General features: G+C 61.8%; 13 protein-coding genes. 10 read left to right on the top strand and 3 right to left on the bottom strand.

What is annotated here, in order from left to right; genetic code table 11:
* Positions 1–51 precede the first annotated feature (51 nt).
* The 3 genes from era to pdxJ all read left to right on the top strand — a co-directional run bounded on the left by era (position 52) and on the right by pdxJ (position 2,557).
* Positions 52–951, top strand: a complete 900-nt coding sequence (gene era, locus H7R73_RS19180; RefSeq protein ID WP_041211854.1) for a GTPase Era — start codon at positions 52–54, stop codon at positions 949–951.
* Positions 952–1,662: a DNA repair protein RecO gene (gene recO, locus H7R73_RS19175; protein WP_043154816.1), complete on the top strand. Its 711-nt coding sequence runs from the start codon at positions 952–954 to the stop codon at positions 1,660–1,662. It abuts the gene before it with no gap.
* A 157-nt stretch (positions 1,663–1,819) separates the two neighbouring features.
* Positions 1,820–2,557 carry a pyridoxine 5'-phosphate synthase gene (gene pdxJ / locus H7R73_RS19170; RefSeq protein ID WP_043154814.1) on the top strand — a complete coding sequence of 246 codons (738 nt, stop codon included), beginning with the start codon at positions 1,820–1,822 and terminating at the stop codon, positions 2,555–2,557.
* A gap of 141 nt (positions 2,558–2,698) precedes the next feature.
* On the opposite strand, the gene H7R73_RS19165 is transcribed toward pdxJ, so the two are convergent.
* The 3 genes from H7R73_RS19165 to barA form a co-directional block, all read right to left on the bottom strand.
* Positions 2,699–3,589 (bottom strand): N-acetylmuramoyl-L-alanine amidase, encoded by an 891-nt coding sequence (locus tag H7R73_RS19165; RefSeq protein ID WP_103259550.1) that lies wholly within the window; start codon positions 3,587–3,589, stop codon positions 2,699–2,701.
* A gap of 32 nt (positions 3,590–3,621) precedes the next feature.
* Positions 3,622–4,107 carry a DUF1456 family protein gene (locus H7R73_RS19160; RefSeq protein ID WP_010675634.1) on the bottom strand — a complete coding sequence of 162 codons (486 nt, stop codon included), beginning with the start codon at positions 4,105–4,107 and terminating at the stop codon, positions 3,622–3,624.
* 64 nt (positions 4,108–4,171) lie between these two features.
* Positions 4,172–6,892 (bottom strand): two-component sensor histidine kinase BarA, encoded by a 2,721-nt coding sequence (gene barA / locus H7R73_RS19155; protein ID WP_103259551.1) that lies wholly within the window; start codon positions 6,890–6,892, stop codon positions 4,172–4,174.
* Between the two features lie 269 nt (positions 6,893–7,161).
* Between barA and rlmD the strand changes: the two genes are divergently transcribed.
* The 7 genes from rlmD to ispD all read left to right on the top strand — a co-directional run bounded on the left by rlmD (position 7,162) and on the right by ispD (position 16,391).
* Entirely contained in the window at positions 7,162–8,484 is a 1,323-nt protein-coding gene (gene rlmD, locus H7R73_RS19150; protein WP_042016227.1) for a 23S rRNA (uracil(1939)-C(5))-methyltransferase RlmD, read from the top strand.
* 338 nt (positions 8,485–8,822) lie between these two features.
* Positions 8,823–11,033 carry a GTP diphosphokinase gene (relA, locus tag H7R73_RS19145; protein WP_010675631.1) on the top strand — a complete coding sequence of 737 codons (2,211 nt, stop codon included), beginning with the start codon at positions 8,823–8,825 and terminating at the stop codon, positions 11,031–11,033.
* A gap of 171 nt (positions 11,034–11,204) precedes the next feature.
* Positions 11,205–12,002 carry a nucleoside triphosphate pyrophosphohydrolase gene (mazG, locus tag H7R73_RS19140; protein WP_103259552.1) on the top strand — a complete coding sequence of 266 codons (798 nt, stop codon included), beginning with the start codon at positions 11,205–11,207 and terminating at the stop codon, positions 12,000–12,002.
* A gap of 141 nt (positions 12,003–12,143) precedes the next feature.
* On the top strand, positions 12,144–13,781 hold the full coding sequence (gene pyrG, locus H7R73_RS19135) for a glutamine hydrolyzing CTP synthase (RefSeq protein WP_039041042.1): 1,638 nt from the start codon (positions 12,144–12,146) through the stop codon (positions 13,779–13,781).
* Positions 13,782–13,870: 89 nt separating this feature from the next.
* Positions 13,871–15,172: a phosphopyruvate hydratase gene (gene eno, locus H7R73_RS19130; RefSeq protein WP_005335583.1), complete on the top strand. Its 1,302-nt coding sequence runs from the start codon at positions 13,871–13,873 to the stop codon at positions 15,170–15,172.
* A 177-nt stretch (positions 15,173–15,349) separates the two neighbouring features.
* Positions 15,350–15,667 carry a cell division protein FtsB gene (ftsB, locus tag H7R73_RS19125; RefSeq protein WP_010675628.1) on the top strand — a complete coding sequence of 106 codons (318 nt, stop codon included), beginning with the start codon at positions 15,350–15,352 and terminating at the stop codon, positions 15,665–15,667.
* Entirely contained in the window at positions 15,660–16,391 is a 732-nt protein-coding gene (gene ispD / locus H7R73_RS19120; protein WP_103259553.1) for a 2-C-methyl-D-erythritol 4-phosphate cytidylyltransferase, read from the top strand. Before ftsB ends, ispD begins: the two co-directional genes overlap by 8 nt.
* Positions 16,392–16,410 lie beyond the last annotated feature (19 nt).

The raw sequence follows: 16,410 nt of genomic DNA, 5'->3' as shown, positions 1-16,410 counted from the left end.
GGATCCGGCACTGTGCGCTCATTTCACTCCATCAGCATTGGGAACGCGGTCATGACAGATACCACCTATTGCGGCTTTGTCGCCATCGTGGGCCGCCCCAACGTGGGCAAGTCCACCCTGCTCAACAAGTTGCTCGGCCAGAAGGTCAGCATCACCTCGAAGAAGCCCCAGACTACCCGTCACCGGATCCTGGGGATCGACACCGAGGAGAACCATCAGACCATCTATGTGGATACCCCGGGTCTGCACATCGAGGAGAAGCGGGCCATCAACCGCCTGATGAACCGCGCCGCCACCAGTTCCCTGGGGGACGTGGCCATGGTGGTGTTCGTGGTGGACGGCACTCACTGGACCAAGGATGACGAGATGGTGCTGGGCAAGCTGCGCCACCTCAAGTGCCCCGTGGTGCTGGCGGTCAACAAGATCGACAACGTCAAGGAGAAAGAGGATCTGCTGCCGCACCTCGAGTGGCTGGGTCAGCAGATGAACTTTGCCCACATCCTGCCCATCAGCGCCGAGAAGGGCACCAACGTGGAGAAGATCCGCGAGTGGGCCAAGGATCTGCTGCCGGAGAACGTCCACTTCTTCCCGGAAGATTACGTGACCGACCGCTCTTCCCGCTTCATGGCCTCCGAGATCATCCGCGAGAAGCTGATGCGCTTCACCGGCGAGGAGCTGCCCTATTCGGTGACGGTGGAGATCGAGCGCTTCAAGGTGGAGGAGACCGGTCTTTACCACATCCACGGGCTCATCCTGGTGGAGCGCGAAGGCCAGAAAAAGATGGTCATCGGCAACAAGGGCGAGAAGATCAAGACCATCGGCACAGAGGCGCGCATCGACATGGAACGGCTGTTCCAGAACAAGGTGCATCTCGAGCTGTGGGTCAAGGTCAAGTCCGGCTGGGCCGACGACGAGCGGGCCCTGCGCAGCCTCGGGTATGGCGACGACTGATTGCTGACCCCGGCTTTCGTCATCCACAGTCGGCCCTATCGGGAGACCAGCCAGCTGGTCGAGGTCTTCACCCAGGATAGCGGTCGATTCACCCTGGTGGCTCGCGGTTCCCGCGGGCCACGCTCCTCTCTGAAGGGGCTGCTTCAGCCCTTCACCCTGCTCACCATTGCCTGGCGCGGCAAGGGGGATCTCAAGAACCTCACCCAGGTGGAGTGCCCGGATCACTCGTTGCGCCTCGGCGGGGATCGTCTCTTCTACGGCCTCTATCTCAACGAGCTGGTCTACTACCTGCTGGAAGCGCACACCCCCTTCCCCGAGGTGTTCGACGCCTATGCCCGTGCCATCATGGCGCTGGCGGACGGCGAGACCCCGGAGGTGCCCCTGCGCCGCTTCGAGTTCCTGCTGCTGCAGGCCCTGGGCTACGCGGTGGACTTCGAATATGCCGCAGACGACGACTCCCCCATCGACCCCACCCTGCTCTACGGCTTCGAGCGGGAGCTCGGCTTTGTCGCTTGCGAGCGGGCGCCGGATCCCCGTACCCTGTTCCTCGGCGCCCACCTGCTGGCCTTCGCCGAGGGGCGCTTCGACACGCCCCCCTTGCTGCAGGCGGCCAAGCGTTTCAGCCGGCTGGCGCTGCAGCCCTATCTCGGCAAGCGTCAACTGAAGAGCAGGGAGCTCTTTTTGAAGCGAAAAGGCAGTGTTTCAAGCTGATTTTAATTATCTGGTGATGTTTTGTGTTTATGACATCGCCTTTCATGAACAATAATGCTGTCGCCGTGGCCATAACCGGGCTGCGGCGGCACATGGACAGAGGAGCGGGCTCCACCCGCTCCGGCATTCACAGATGACCTGTATCAAGGAGTAAGCAATGAGCGAGATCTACCTGGGTGTGAACATCGACCATATCGCCACCCTGCGCAACGCCCGCGGCACCCAGTATCCGGATCCGGTACAGGCCGCCTTCGTGGCCGAGCAGGCCGGTGCCGATGGCATCACGGTCCACCTGCGGGAAGATCGCCGCCACATCACCGACCGGGACGTGGAGATCCTGCGCCAGACCATCCAGACCAGGATGAACCTGGAGATGGCGGTGACCGAGGAGATGATCGGCATCGCCTGCCGCATCAAGCCCCACTTCGTCTGCCTGGTGCCGGAGAAGCGCACCGAGGTGACCACCGAGGGTGGTCTGGACGTGGCGGGCCAGCTGGACAAGGTGACCGATGCGGTGACCCGCCTGGCCGCCGTGGGCTCCCAGGTGTCGCTCTTCATCGATGCGGATCCGTTGCAGATCGATGCGGCCGCCGCGAGCGGTGCTCCCTTCATCGAGATCCACACCGGCCGCTACGCCGATGCCACCACGGATGCCGAGCGCAACGCCGAGTTCAAGCGCATCGCCGCCGGTGCTTCCTACGCCGCAGGCAAGGGCTTGAAGGTCAATGCGGGTCACGGCCTGCACTACCACAACGTCAAGGCCATCGCCGCCATCCCCGAGCTCTATGAGCTCAACATCGGTCACGCCATCATCGGTCGCGCCGCCTTCGACGGTCTGGCCAAGGCGGTCAGCGACATGCGTGCGCTGATGCAGGAAGCCCGTCAGGGGATCTGATGCCGCTTCGCTGGTATGAAAACCACAAGGGACGCTTCGGCGTCCCTTGTGGTTTTCAGGAGTGGAAGGCGGGGTGAACCCCGTGCTCATCTGGCATGGGGCCGGGCATCCGTGTGCAGAGGGCGAAAGGGAAGGGGCGTCTCAGCCTGGTTCCGGGAAGTAGCGCTCCAGCAGGGCGGTGAGGATGGCCTGGCATTCGGCATCCGGCTCGCCGGTGACCAGGGCGGGGCGAAAGTGAAGCTGGAAGGCGCGCAGGACGGCGCGGCTCTGCTCATCCCAGGCGCCGTGCTGGGGGAGGCCGTAGCCGTAACGGGCAAGCTGCTGCTGCCATTGCAGCGCATCCCAGGGGATGGGCTGCGTCTGGCGCAGCTCGGCCACCCGGGCCTCGTCGGGCCAGGCGCCGACACCGTAGCGCAGGGCGAGCTCGCGCCAGGGGAACCGGGGGCCGGGATCCTGCTTGCGCTCGGGGGCGACGTCGCTGTGGGCCAGCACCTGGGTGGGGGGGATCTGGTAGCGTTCGACCAGATCCCGGGCGAGGGCGCCGAGGGCGGCGATCTGGGCAGAGGGATAGGGTTGCCAGTGTCTCAGATGGGCTGGCAGGGCCGCGTCTTTCTCGTCATACCCGAGATTCACTATCTCGATGCCGAGCGAACTGGCGTTGAGCCCGGCGTAGTGATGCCAGCGACTGCGTCCGGCGTGCCAGGCCCGCTGGCTGTCGGGCACCAGCTGGTAGACCGGGAACGGTTGCTCGTCGGTGTCGCGGGGGATCAGGTAGTGGGCGCTCACCTTGTGCTCCGGCTCGGTCAGCAGGCGCAGGGAGCGGGCATCCTCTTCATCCGTGTAGTGCAGGATGAGAAAGGCGATGCGCTCGTTCTGGCTGGCGCTATGATGCTCCTGATTGAGCCGATAGGGCGCAGGCTGGCAGGCGCCGAGCAGCAGGATGAGGGGCAGTGACCAGAACCAGCGCGCCGCGAACCGACACGCACCGCCGCTCGCCGACGGGCGTGGAGTCAGCAGGCGGCGCCAGCCCATGGTCTAGCCTCGCACCTGGCCGGAGGCGGTCATCAGGGCCCGGGCCTGTATTTGGCGGTGAGGCCAATCAGGAAGTTGCGCAGGATCTGATCCCCGCAATCCTGATAGTGCTTGTGATCCCTGGCGCGGAACAGGGCGCTCAGCTCGGACTTGGAGAGGTTGAAGTTCGCGAGCTTGAGGGTGCCCAGCATCTCCTCTTCCTTGTAGTTGAGGCCGATGCGCAGCTTGCGCAGGATCAGGTTGTTGTTGATCCGGTTCGGGATCACCTGGGGCGGGGCATCTTCCCGCACACCGCGGCGCAGGGCGATGAAGCCGTCGAGGAACTGGCTCAGTGCCGAGTCCGGGCAGGCGGCGAAGCCCGCTTCCTGTGCCTCGCCCTCTTCGGCCTCTTTCATCAGCCAGCCGTGCAACTGGGCATGGGTGATGGCCAGATTGCCCTTGGCAAAGATCTCGACCATCTGGTCGTTGCTGATGCTGAGGGCATAGCGCAGGCGGCGCAGAATATCGTTGTTGGTCATGTTGACTCCTGTGGAAACGGCGCAGATGTTACCACCTGCCGCCTGTCCAGTCAGAAAAAGCGCCTCAGTCGGTCAGGGCCAGGTAGCGGGGGGCCTCTTGCCTCACCTGCTCCAGGGCATCCTGCAGCTCCAGTAACTCGGGCTCCAGATCGCTCACGGCGACCCCGTCGCGCAGCTGCTGCTCGAGCTGGGAGAGCAGGCGTTGCAGACCCGGCACCCCGGAGTAGGCGCAGCCACCGTTGAGGCGGTGGAGCTGGGCCAGCACATCTGCATCCTCGGCACTCCCTTCCAGCGCCGCCGCCAGGATGGGCTCCACCTCGTCGAAGCTGGCCAGCAGCATGGTCAGCATCTCCCGGGCGAGGGCTGGCTTGCCTGCGGCCTGACGCACGGCAAGGGGCCAGTCTATCTGCTGATCCCCGTGATTCTGGTGCCGCCGGTGGGCGAAGTCGGTGATGAGCTGTGCCAGCATCCCCTCGTCGATGGGTTTGGCCAGGTAGTCGTCCATGCCCTGGCGAATGAGGCGCTCCCGCTCACCGGGAATGGCATGGGCGGTGACCGCGACGATGGGGGTCTCGGTGTTGAGGGAGTGGTGGCGGATCGCCTGGGTGGCGCTGATGCCGTCCATGACGGGCATCTGGATATCCATGAAGATGATGTCGAACGGCTGGCTCTGGGCCAGGTTGACCGCCTCCTTGCCGTTCTTGCACACCACCACCTCGGTCACCATCTCCTTGAGCATGGCGGCGATGAGCTTGAGGTTGGCGGCGTTGTCATCCACCGCCAGCACCTTGACCGCCTGCACGCTGCGCGGCGTCGGCGCGGGCAGGGGGGCACGGCGTACCGCCTCGGGGGAGAGCAGGGCGTGCAGCAACTTGCGATGGTTGATGGGCTTGGAGAGGCAGTGGACGGCGCCGTGGGCCAGCATGGCGTCGTAGAGGGCCGGCTCGTGGCTGCTGAGCAGCACTATGGTGTTCTGCTGGCCGTCCAGTTCGTCGAGACGGGCAATCACCTGCTGCGGGCTGTGCAGGGTGCTGCTGCCGATGAGCACCATGTCCTGGCTGCTCATCGGGGGCCACTCCTCGTCCACCGTCAGGGAGTGCACATCCAGGTGCCACTCTCCCAACAGGGTGAGCAGGGAGGCGTGAGTGAAGGGATCCGGCTCCAGCAGCCAGACCCGCTTGCCCTGGATGCGATCCAGCGGAAGCCGCTCGCTCTGGGGCAGGGGCGAGACATCCAGATCCAGGTGGAACGAGAAGACCGACCCCTTGCCGAGTTCGGATTCGAAGCGGATCTGGCCCCCCATCTGCTGCACCAGCTTCTGGGTGATGACGAGCCCGAGCCCGGTGCCCCCATAGCGGCGGGAGATGGAGGAGTCTGCCTGGTTGAAGGCCTGGAACAACTGGCGCTGCTGCTCTTCCGAGATGCCGATGCCGGTATCGCGAATCAGCACCCGCAGGCGCACCTTGTTGCCGTTCGATTCCCCGGTCTGCTCGACACGCACGTCCACGTTGCCTCGCTCGGTGAACTTGATGGCGTTGCCGGTGAGGTTGGTGAGCACCTGCTGCAGGCGCATGGGGTCGCCGGTGAGGTAGTCCGGCACGGCGGCATCCACCTGGAGGGAGAGTTCGAGCTGCTTGTCGTGGGCGCTCGGCCCCAGCAGGTGCATGGTCTCGTTGAGGGTGTCCCGCAGGCTGAAGGGGATGTGCTCGAGCTGCAGCTTGCCCGCTTCCAGCTTGGAGAAGTCGAGGATGTCGTTGATGATCCCAAGGAGGTTGCGCGCCGACTTCTCGATGGTCTGCATGTAGTCGGTCTGGCTCGGGGTCAGACTGGTCTTGAGCAGCTGGCGGGTGAAGCCGATGACCCCGTTGAGCGGGGTGCGCAGCTCGTGGGACATGTTGGCGAGGAACTCGGACTTGACCCTGGCCGCCTCCTGGGCGCGCTTCTTCGCCATGTCGAGCTCGACGTTCTGGATTTCGATCTGCTCGAGGGTCTCCCGCAGATCCGACGTCGCCTGATCGATGTTCTGCTGCATCTCCTCGTGATATTCGGAGAGCGCCTTGGCCATGGCGTTGATGCCGTTTTTCAGCATGTCGAGCTCGCCGGTGAGCTGGCCGCTGACCCGGGTATCGAGTCGCCCCTCCCTGATCCGGTGCACCGCCTGCACCATGTCGGTGATGGGCTGGGTCACGCTCTTGACCAGACGGAAGCCGAACAGGGCGCTGATGGCCAGCCCAATGAGCACGATGATGACCGCGAAGAAGGCGTCGCGGTACTGCAGGACGATGGCCCTGTCCGTGGCGAGCTGCATGGAGATGTAGCCGATGACCGGCGGCTCCAGATCGCTTGGCAGCGGGAAGCCGTCCAGGCTGGTCTCTGCCTGGATGGGGGTGCGCAGTATGATGTCATCGCCGTTGAAGGAGACGCTGGTCAGGGCCGGGATGACGCTGCCGTCCGGCAGACGAAGCTGGCTGAAGTCCCTGTGGTAGTTGGACGTCACGAACAGCTGGTTCTCCTGGGTGAAGACGGCGATGGACTTGATGAAGGGCGAGTTCTTGCGATGGGTGAGCCCGATCAGCCGCTTGAGGGATTCGCGGCTGTGCTGTGTCATGCCGTATTCGCTGGCGATGGCCAGGGGCTCGATGATGTTGATGCCCTGATCGATGAGGTTGTTTTCCAGCTGCTGATAGCGGTGGAAGGTGAAATAGCTGGCGATGAGGCCGCCAATGATGAGGGTCGGCAAGATGGTGAAGGCCAGCACCCGGGCCCTGAGACCGTACTTGGTCATGCCGCCGACCCGCCTTTCGCAAGAGAAGCCATGACCCGGTGCGCATGCAGGCACCGGGGTCGGGCAGGCAATACAGTCATTGTCGCTGTACGGGGTCTCAGGCCGTATCCGGTCATATCAATGGGCCACTTTTGGTCAGAATGGACGATGGGGCGGATGCCGCGGCTGGGGCCCTCAGGCCGTATTTGGTCATACGATTATTCTTGTGGGACAATGGTCTGCCGCAGATTCCACAATCATGACATAGCCACCTATAGGCACCAAGTTTTATGGCCCAGTTTTTCAAGCCCCAAAAGAAATCCACCCAGCCCCAACGTATTGAATTTACGGTAGACAGTCTGGATCACCACTGTGTCGGCGTCGGCCGTCATCAGGGCAAGGCCATCTTCGTCGAAGGGGCGCTGCCCGGCGAGGCCATCAAGGCCCGCATCATCGACGACAAGAAGCACTATGCCCACGCCGCCCTGCAACAGGTGGTGACCCCGGCGGACAACCGGGTCGCCCCCTTCTGCGACCACTATCGCGAGTGTGGCGGTTGCAGTGCCCAGCACCTGGGAGAGGGAGATCAGCTGGCGGCCAAGGAGGCGGGACTGGTCAGCCTGTTCGAGCGCCTTGGCAACATCCAGGCGCCTACACTGGCACCTGCGCTGACGGGGGAGTCCCGCGCCTACCGCCGGGTCTGCCGTCTGGCCATCAAGTTTGACAAGAACGGTCGCTGCACCCGGGTGGGCTTTCGTCGTCGCCAGTCGAACGATCTGGTAGAGATTGCCAGCTGCCCTGTGCTGGCCGAGCCCCTCTCCGCCCTTATCGCCCCTCTGCGCGAATGCCTCAACCGGCTGAAGAGCCAGCGCGAACTGGGCCATGCGGAACTCATTCAGGGGGAGCAGGGCATTCTGATGCTGCTGCGCCACACCGGTCGCCCCACCGAGGCAGATCGGGCGCACTTGACCGAGTTTGCCACCGCCCAGGGGATAGACCTCTATCTGCAGGCGGCGGACGAGCAGATCGAACCTCTGCGTCAACAGTCTCAGCCAAGTTACACGCTGGATGGCCTGTCTCTTGCATTCGCTCCCGGCGACTTCATCCAGGTCAACGGGCCCGTCAACCAGCGCATGGTGGAGCAGGCATTGAGCTGGCTCGACGCAGGCAAGGATGACAAGGTGCTGGACCTCTTCTGCGGCATCGGCAACTTCACCCTGCCGCTGGCCCGTCAGGCCCGCGAAGTGGTGGGGGTGGAAGGGGAGCTCGCCATGGTGACGCGTGCACAGGAGAATGCCCGCCGCAACGGCATCGACAACGCCCGCTTCTACAAGGCGGACTTGAGCGGTGACATCGTGGGCATGTCCTGGGCCCGGGAAGGGTTCGATCTGGTGCTGCTGGATCCGGCCAGACCCGGGGCGCTGGAGGTGATGAGCCACGTGGTGGCACTTTCCCCCAAACGGGTGGTCTATGTTTCCTGTAACCCGGTCACCCTGGCCCGTGACAGCCAGGTGCTGGTGCAGGGGGGCTACAAGCTGACCCGTCTGGGGATGCTGGACATGTTCCCCCACACCGGTCATCTGGAGTCCATGGCGCTGTTCGAACGGGGCTGAGTCGAGGCGACCGCATTATCAAGATGCGGTCGTGATGATTTTTCGATGTGCATGATGCTGCCAGAGTGAGGTAAAACAGGTGTTTCTCGCTGCCTTCAACGGGCAGGGCAGCATGCGGTTATCTTGGTTTTCCAGCGGCGGCAGCGCTGTTTGAGCGGGAGTGATTAGGGTAATCTAGGTCGTCGATAGTGGATCGGATGCGGGGAAGAGCCCTGTCACCTTGCGCGGTGACATGCCTTGAAAACTCTTTCATGCATCCCCATTTGAGGCAGTCATCAGTTGATGAGGGGATGAGGAGAGCATCGGCTTTCGACCCCACACTTTTAAGGATTGATACCATGGTTGCGGTGCGCGATATTCATTTGAAAGACAATTTCACTCTGGATGAGTGGGTCAGTTCCCTTACCCTGAGTGAAAGTGACAAGAATCAGCTGCGAACCGTCTACCAGTATTGCCTGACCCTGGGTGACGAAGCGCTCACCAACCGCCTGCTGGTGCGCGGGGTCGAGATGGTGGGCATCCTGCTGATGCTCAGCATGGATCTCGCCACCCTCAAGGCCGCCATTCTCTATCCCTTCGTCGAAGCCGGTCTCATCAGCCAGGAAAAGGTGAACGAGGACTTCGGCCCCAAGATCGCCAAGCTGGTGGAAGGGGTGCTGGAGATGGAGGCCATCCGCTCCCTGCAAACCCTTCACCGCAGCGAAACCTCGCCAGAGCAGGTGGACAACGTGCGCCGCATGCTGCTCGCCATGGTCGAGGACGTGCGCGCCGTGGTCATCAAGCTGGCGGAGCGCATCGCCTGCCTGCGTGAGGCGAAGAAGGCGGATGAGGAGACCCGGGTGCTGATGGCCCAGGAGATCACCAACATCTATGCCCCCCTTGCGAACCGCCTCGGTATCGGTCAGCTCAAGTGGGAGCTCGAGGATCTCGCCTTCCGCTACCTGCACCCGGACACCTACAAGCAGATCGCCAAACAGCTGGATGAGAAACGGCTCGACCGCGAGCGCTACATCCGCGAATTCGTGCAGTCCCTGCGCGATGCCCTGGCCGAGGCCGGCGTCGAGGCCGAGGTCTATGGCCGACCGAAACACATCTACAGCATCTGGCGCAAGATGCAGAAGAAGCACCTCGAATTCAACGAGCTGTTCGATGTGCGCGCGGTGCGGGTGATCACCAAGCGGCTGCAGGATTGCTACGCGGCGCTCGGTATCGTTCACACCCATTTCCACCATATTCCCCGCGAATTTGACGACTATGTCGCCAACCCCAAGCCCAATGGCTACCAGTCCATCCACACCGTGGTGGTGGGGGAGGAGGGCAAGACGGTGGAGATCCAGATCCGTACCGAGCAGATGCATCAGGATGCGGAGCTCGGTGTGGCCGCGCACTGGCGCTACAAGGAAGGGGCCCAGGCCGCTGCCAAGACCAGCACCTTCGAAGACAAGATCGAATGGCTGCGCAAACTCCTCGCCTGGCAGGAGGATCTCTCGGAGAGCGGCTCCTTGCTGGACGATCTGCGCAGTCAGGTGTTCGAGGACAGGGTTTATGTCTTCACTCCCAAGGGCGATGTCATCGACCTGCCGGCAGGGGCGACGCCGCTCGACTTCGCCTATCACGTGCACAGCATGATCGGTCACCGCTGCATCGGCACCAAGATCGACGGTCGCATCGTGCCCTTCACCTATACGCTGCAAACCGGTGATCAGGTGGAGGTGATCACCCAGAAGGAGCCGAACCCGAGCCGCGACTGGATGAACCCGAACGCCGGCTTCCTGCGCTCCAGCCGGGCGCGGGCCAAGGTGGCCACCTGGTTCAGAAAGCTGGACCGGGACAAGAACATCGCCGCCGGCAAGGAGTTGCTGGAGAAGGAGCTGGACCGCCACAACCTCACCCTCTCCAAGGTGGACAAGGTGGTGCTGGAGCGCTTCCATGCGGAGGAGCTGGAAGATTTGCTGGCCGGTATCGGCAGCGGCGACATCCGCATCAACCAGCTGCTCAATTATCTGGACACCCGCTACAACAAGCCGACGGCGGAAGAAGAAGATCGCCGTCTGCTGGAGAAGCTGGAGCAGAAGGCCAATGTGCCCTTCCGCCCCAAACCCAAGGATCACATCGTGGTGGAAGGGGTGGGCAACCTGATGACTCACATCGCCCGCTGCTGCCAGCCCATCCCGGGGGACGCCATCCAGGGCTTCATCACCATGGGACGGGGGGTTTCCATCCACCGGGAGGATTGCGAGCAGTTGAAAGAGCTCTCTCGCCGCAACCCGGAGCGCTTGATCGATGCGGTCTGGGGGGAGAACTACTCCGGCGGTTACGGTCTCACCATCCGCATTCTCTCCAACGACAGATCCGGCCTGCTGCGCGACATCACCACCGTGCTCGCCAACGAGAAGATCAACGTGATGGGAGTGCGTTCGCGCTCCAACGTGCGCGAGCAGACCGCCGAAATCGACATGGAGCTGGAGATTTACAACATCAACGCCTTCAACCGGGCGTTGGCTAAGCTCAGTCAGCTCAACGACGTGATCAGCGCCAAGCGGCTGTAATGCTCAACCGACCGGCCCCAGTGGCCGGTCTGCATTTTCTCCCTCCTTGTAGAGCATTGAAGACGGATATCACGCGCCCCATCTCCGTCCGCCATGGCGCCACATCATGTGGAACAGTGGCGTGAGCGGATATTGATGAACCCCATTTACCGAATCGAAAGTGAGTTGCCCATGTCCCAACGCTACGACCTTCCCCAACTGCTCGACATCATGGCCAGATTGCGTGACCCGAACGGGGGCTGTCCCTGGGATCTCAAGCAGAGCTTCCAGACCATAGTGCCGCACACCCTGGAGGAGGCCTACGAGGTGGCGGATGCCATCGAGAGCGAAGATTGGCAAGGGCTGAAGGGGGAGCTCGGTGATCTGCTGTTCCAGGTCGTGTTCTATGCCCAGCTCGGCAAGGAGCAGGGATTGTTCGACTTTGCCGACATCGTCGATACCGTGAGCGAGAAGCTCATTCGCCGCCACCCCCATGTCTTCTCCGATGCCGACCTGGGTGACGAGCAGGCGGTCAAAGCGAACTGGGAGGCGGAAAAGGCCAAAGAGCGGGCCGCGCTCGACAAGGAGAGCGTGCTGGACGATATCCCCCTCTCCCTGCCTGCCCTGACCCGGGCAGCCAAGATCCAGAAGCGCTGCGCCACCGTCGGTTTCGACTGGAAAACGCTGGGGCCCGTGGTGGACAAGATCCACGAGGAGATCGAGGAGGTGATGGAAGAGGCGCTGATGGTCGACGTGGACGAGGCTCGGGTGAGCGACGAGCTCGGCGATCTCTTGTTTGCCACCGTCAACCTGGTGCGTCATCTGGGCAAGGATCCCGAGCAGGTGCTGCGGGCTGCCAACACCAAGTTTGAGCGTCGTTTTCGTCAGGTTGAACACTTTATTGCCGCAGAAGGTCTGAAAATGACGGATTGCTCCCTGGAGAGGCTGGACGAGGCCTGGAACAAGGCCAAGGAAACCGAACAAAGTTGATTTGGCGCAAGACGGGGCGGCGGGGAGCCTGATAGATTTTTGTTCATTGTTTGGGAGTGGGGGTTTTGGTATACTGTTTCCCCGTCCTGCTTCATCCCCGAAGCACCCCTTAAAATTCCCTAAACTTCTTTCAGGTTCAGCATGACGACCAAATATATTTTTGTGACTGGTGGCGTTGTTTCATCCCTCGGCAAAGGCATTGCCGCAGCTTCTCTGGCAGCCATTCTGGAAGCCCGTGGTCTGGATGTGACCATCATGAAACTGGACCCGTACATCAACGTGGATCCGGGCACCATGAGCCCGACCCAGCATGGTGAAGTGTTCGTAACCGAGGACGGGGCCGAAACCGATCTGGATTTGGGCCACTACGAGCGTTTCATCCGCACCAAGATGACCCGCCGCAACAACTTCACCACCGGCCGCATTTATGCGGACGTGCTGCGCAAGGAGCGTCGTGGTGACTATCTGGGCGCTACCATCCAGGTGATCCCGCACATCACCAACGCCATCAAGGAGCGGGTGATTGCCGGTGCCGAAGGTCATCAGGTTGCCATCGTCGAAGTGGGCGGTACCGTGGGCGACATCGAGTCCCTGCCGTTCCTTGAAGCCATTCGTCAGCTGGCGGCCATCGTGGGTCGCAACAATGCCATGTTCATGCACCTGACCCTGGTTCCTTACCTGGCCGCCGCCGGCGAGGTGAAGACCAAGCCGACCCAGCACTCCGTGAAGGAGCTGCTCTCCATCGGTATCCAGCCGGATGTGCTGATCTGCCGCTCCGACCGCGCCATTCCGGCCAACGAGCGTGCCAAGATCGCCCTGTTCTGCAATGTGCCCGAGCGCGCCGTCATCTCTATGAAGGATGTCGACTCCATCTACAAGATCCCGGCGCTGCTGAAATCCCAGGGGCTGGACGGCTACATCACCGAGCGCTTCGGCATCGAGTGCAAAGAAGCCGACCTGGCCGAGTGGGAACAGGTCATCTATGAAGAGGCCAACCCGACTGCCGAAGTCACCATCGGTATGGTGGGCAAGTATGTTTCCCTGCCGGATGCCTACAAGTCCGTCAACGAAGCGCTCAAGCACGGTGGCCTGAAGACCCGTCTCTCCGTCAACATCAAGTACATCGACTCCCAGGACATCGAGACCCGTGGCGCCGAGCTGCTGGAAGGTCTGGATGCGATCCTGGTACCGGGTGGCTTCGGCGAACGCGGTGTGGAAGGCAAGATTCTGGCCGCCAAATATGCCCGCGAGAACAAGATCCCGTACCTCGGTATCTGCCTGGGCATGCAGGTTGCCTTGATCGAATACGCCCGCAACGTGGCGGGCATGGAAGGGGCTCACTCCTCCGAGTTCAAGAAAGACAGCCCTTACCCCGTGGTCGGTCTCATCACCGAGTGGGTGGATGACGAAGGCAACGTCGAGACCCGGACCGAGAAGTCCGATCTGGGTGGTACCATGCGTCTGGGCTCCCAGCTCTGCCACCTGGTGGAAGATTCCAAGGTCCGTCAGATGTACGGCAGCCCGACCATTTACGAGCGCCACCGTCACCGTTATGAAGTGAACAACAAGCTGCTGCCGCAGATTGAAGCGGCAGGTCTGAAGGTGACCGGTCTCTCCGCCGACAAGAAGCTGGTGGAAATCATCGAGATCCCGGATCACCCCTGGTTCGTGGCCGCGCAGTTCCACCCGGAGTTCACCTCGACTCCCCGTGATGGCCACGCCCTGTTCGCCGGTTTTGTGAAGGCGGCGGGCGAGTATCAGAAGCGTAATTTGAAGTAATTGAAAATAAATGCGGTTGGGGCTCTGTGCCACAGCCGCTTTTTTTGGCATATTTTTGTTGTTTTTTTACGAAACCTGAGGAAATACACATGTCCAAGATCGTTAAAGTGATCGGTCGTGAAATCATCGACTCCCGTGGTAACCCGACCGTTGAGGCCGAAGTTCACCTGGAAGGTGGTTTTGTTGGTATGGCAGCCGCTCCGTCTGGCGCGTCCACCGGTTCCCGCGAAGCGCTGGAACTGCGTGACGGCGACAAGAGCCGTTTCCTGGGTAAAGGCGTGCTGAAAGCCATCGAAGCCGTCAACGGCCCGATCGCTCAGGCTCTGCTGGGTAAAGATGCCAAGGACCAGGCCACTGTCGACCAGATCATGATCGACCTCGACGGTACCGAGAACAAATCCAAGTTCGGCGCCAACGCCATCCTGGCTGTTTCCCTGGCCAACGCCAAAGCTGCCGCTGCTGCCAAAGGCATGCCGCTGTACGCCCACATCGCCGAGCTGAATGGCACCCCGGGTGTCTACTCCATGCCGCTGCCCATGATGAACATCATCAACGGTGGTGAGCACGCCGACAACAACGTCGACATCCAGGAGTTCATGATCCAGCCGGTTGGCGCCAAGACCCTGAAAGAAGCCGTTCGCATGGGCGCAGAAGTGTTCCACAACCTGGCCAAAGTGCTGAAGTCCAAGGGCTACAACACTGCCGTCGGTGACGAAGGTGGTTTCGCTCCGAACCTGAAATCCAACGCCGAAGCGCTGGAAGTGATCGCTGAAGCCGTTGCCGCTGCCGGTTACAAACTGGGCACCGACATCACCCTGGCCATGGACTGCGCTGCGTCCGAGTTCTACGACGCAGAGAAGAAAGAGTACAACCTGAAGGGCGAAGGTCGTGTCTTCACCTCCAACGGTTTCTCCGACTTCCTGGCTGACCTGACCACCAAGTTCCCGATCGTCTCCATCGAAGATGGCCTGGACGAATCCGACTGGGAAGGCTTCGCCTACCAGACCGCCGAACTGGGCAAGAAAATCCAGATCGTGGGTGACGACCTGTTCGTAACCAACACCAAGATCCTGAAGCGCGGTATCGACAACGGCATCGCCAACTCCATCCTGATCAAGTTCAACCAGATCGGTTCCCTGACCGAAACTCTGGCTGCCATCAAGATGGCCAAAGACGCTGGCTACACTGCCGTCATCTCCCACCGTTCCGGTGAGACCGAAGACGCGACCATCGCCGACCTGGCTGTGGGTACCGCTGCTGGCCAGATCAAGACCGGTTCCATGAGCCGTTCTGACCGTGTTGCCAAGTACAACCAGCTGATCCGTATCGAAGAAGCCCTGGGTGCCAAGGCCCCGTTCCGTGGTCTGAAAGAAGTGAAGAACCAGGCTTAATTTTCGCCTGCGTTCATGCTTCACAAAGCCCCGCCATCTGGCGGGGCTTTTTCGTTCTGCGCTTATGGGCGTGTGCGACCTGCATTTTTTATTCCGACCAACCCATCCGGCACACAGGCTTTCTTTTGTCTTGCCTGCGAATATGGGAAACTAGGCCGCTTGAAGGAGACTCAGTGCATGCGGCTACTCACTCTTATCCTGCTCCTCCTGTTGGGAGGGCTGCAATATGACCTCTGGCTGGGGAAAAACGGCCTCTCCGACTATCGGGAACTCTCCACCGCCATCGAGCGGCAGCAACAGGACAACCTGGTACTCAAGGATCGCAACAGTCTGATTTACCGGGAAATCGACGATCTTACCTCTGGCCTTGAGGCCATCGAGGAGTTGTCGCGCAACGATCTTGGCTACATCAAGCAGGGCGAGACCTTCTACCGAATCATTCCCAAAGAAAAGGATCAGGTGACGGAGCCTGATGGTGCCCCCTACGATGACTGATAGCCTGAGCGGCCTGACCGCCATCGTCCCGGCTGCCGGTATTGGCAGTCGCATGGGGGCCAGTTGCCCCAAGCAGTACCTGTCCCTGGCAGGGAAATGCATTCTGGAGCACACCCTGGAGCGTCTGCTCTCCCATCCCGCCATCGCCCGTGTGATCGTGGCGCTGGCGCCCCACGACCGCTGGTTTGAGACCTTGACCGTGGCCACTGACCCGCGGGTGCTGCGAGTGGAAGGGGGAAGCGAGCGCGCCCTCTCCGTGCTCAATGCGTTGCACGTGGCAGAAGGGGAGTGGGCACTGGTGCATGACGCCGCCCGGCCCTGTCTGACCCACGAGGATCTCGATGCGCTCATTGCTGCCGCCATGGCCTCTGGCGGTGCCATCCTCGGCAGCCGGGTGCGCGATACCATGAAGCGCACCGATGCGGCCGGCAATATCCTCGCCACCGTGGATCGCGAGCAGCTCTGGCATGCCCTGACGCCCCAGATGTTTTTGGTCCGCCCCCTCAAGCGGGCGCTGGAGGAGGGGCTGGCGCTCGGCGCTGCCATCACCGATGAAGCCTCCGCCATGGAACGCTCCGGTTTCCCCGTGCGCATGGTGGAAGGGCGGGCCGACAACATCAAGGTGACCCGGCCGGAAGATCTCTCCCTGGCCGGGCTCTATTTACAGCAACAACGTGCGTGCCGGTCGGCACGACCCGATTCATCCCCAGAGGAGCAGGCATGATCCGCACCGGACATGGTTT

It is taken from the genome of Aeromonas sp. WP2-W18-CRE-05 (assembly GCF_014168615.1).
GTDB lineage: Bacteria > Pseudomonadota > Gammaproteobacteria > Enterobacterales > Aeromonadaceae > Aeromonas > Aeromonas caviae.
The sequence above is the reverse complement of the archived record's forward strand: the minus strand, read 5'-3'. Positions and strand labels throughout refer to the sequence as shown.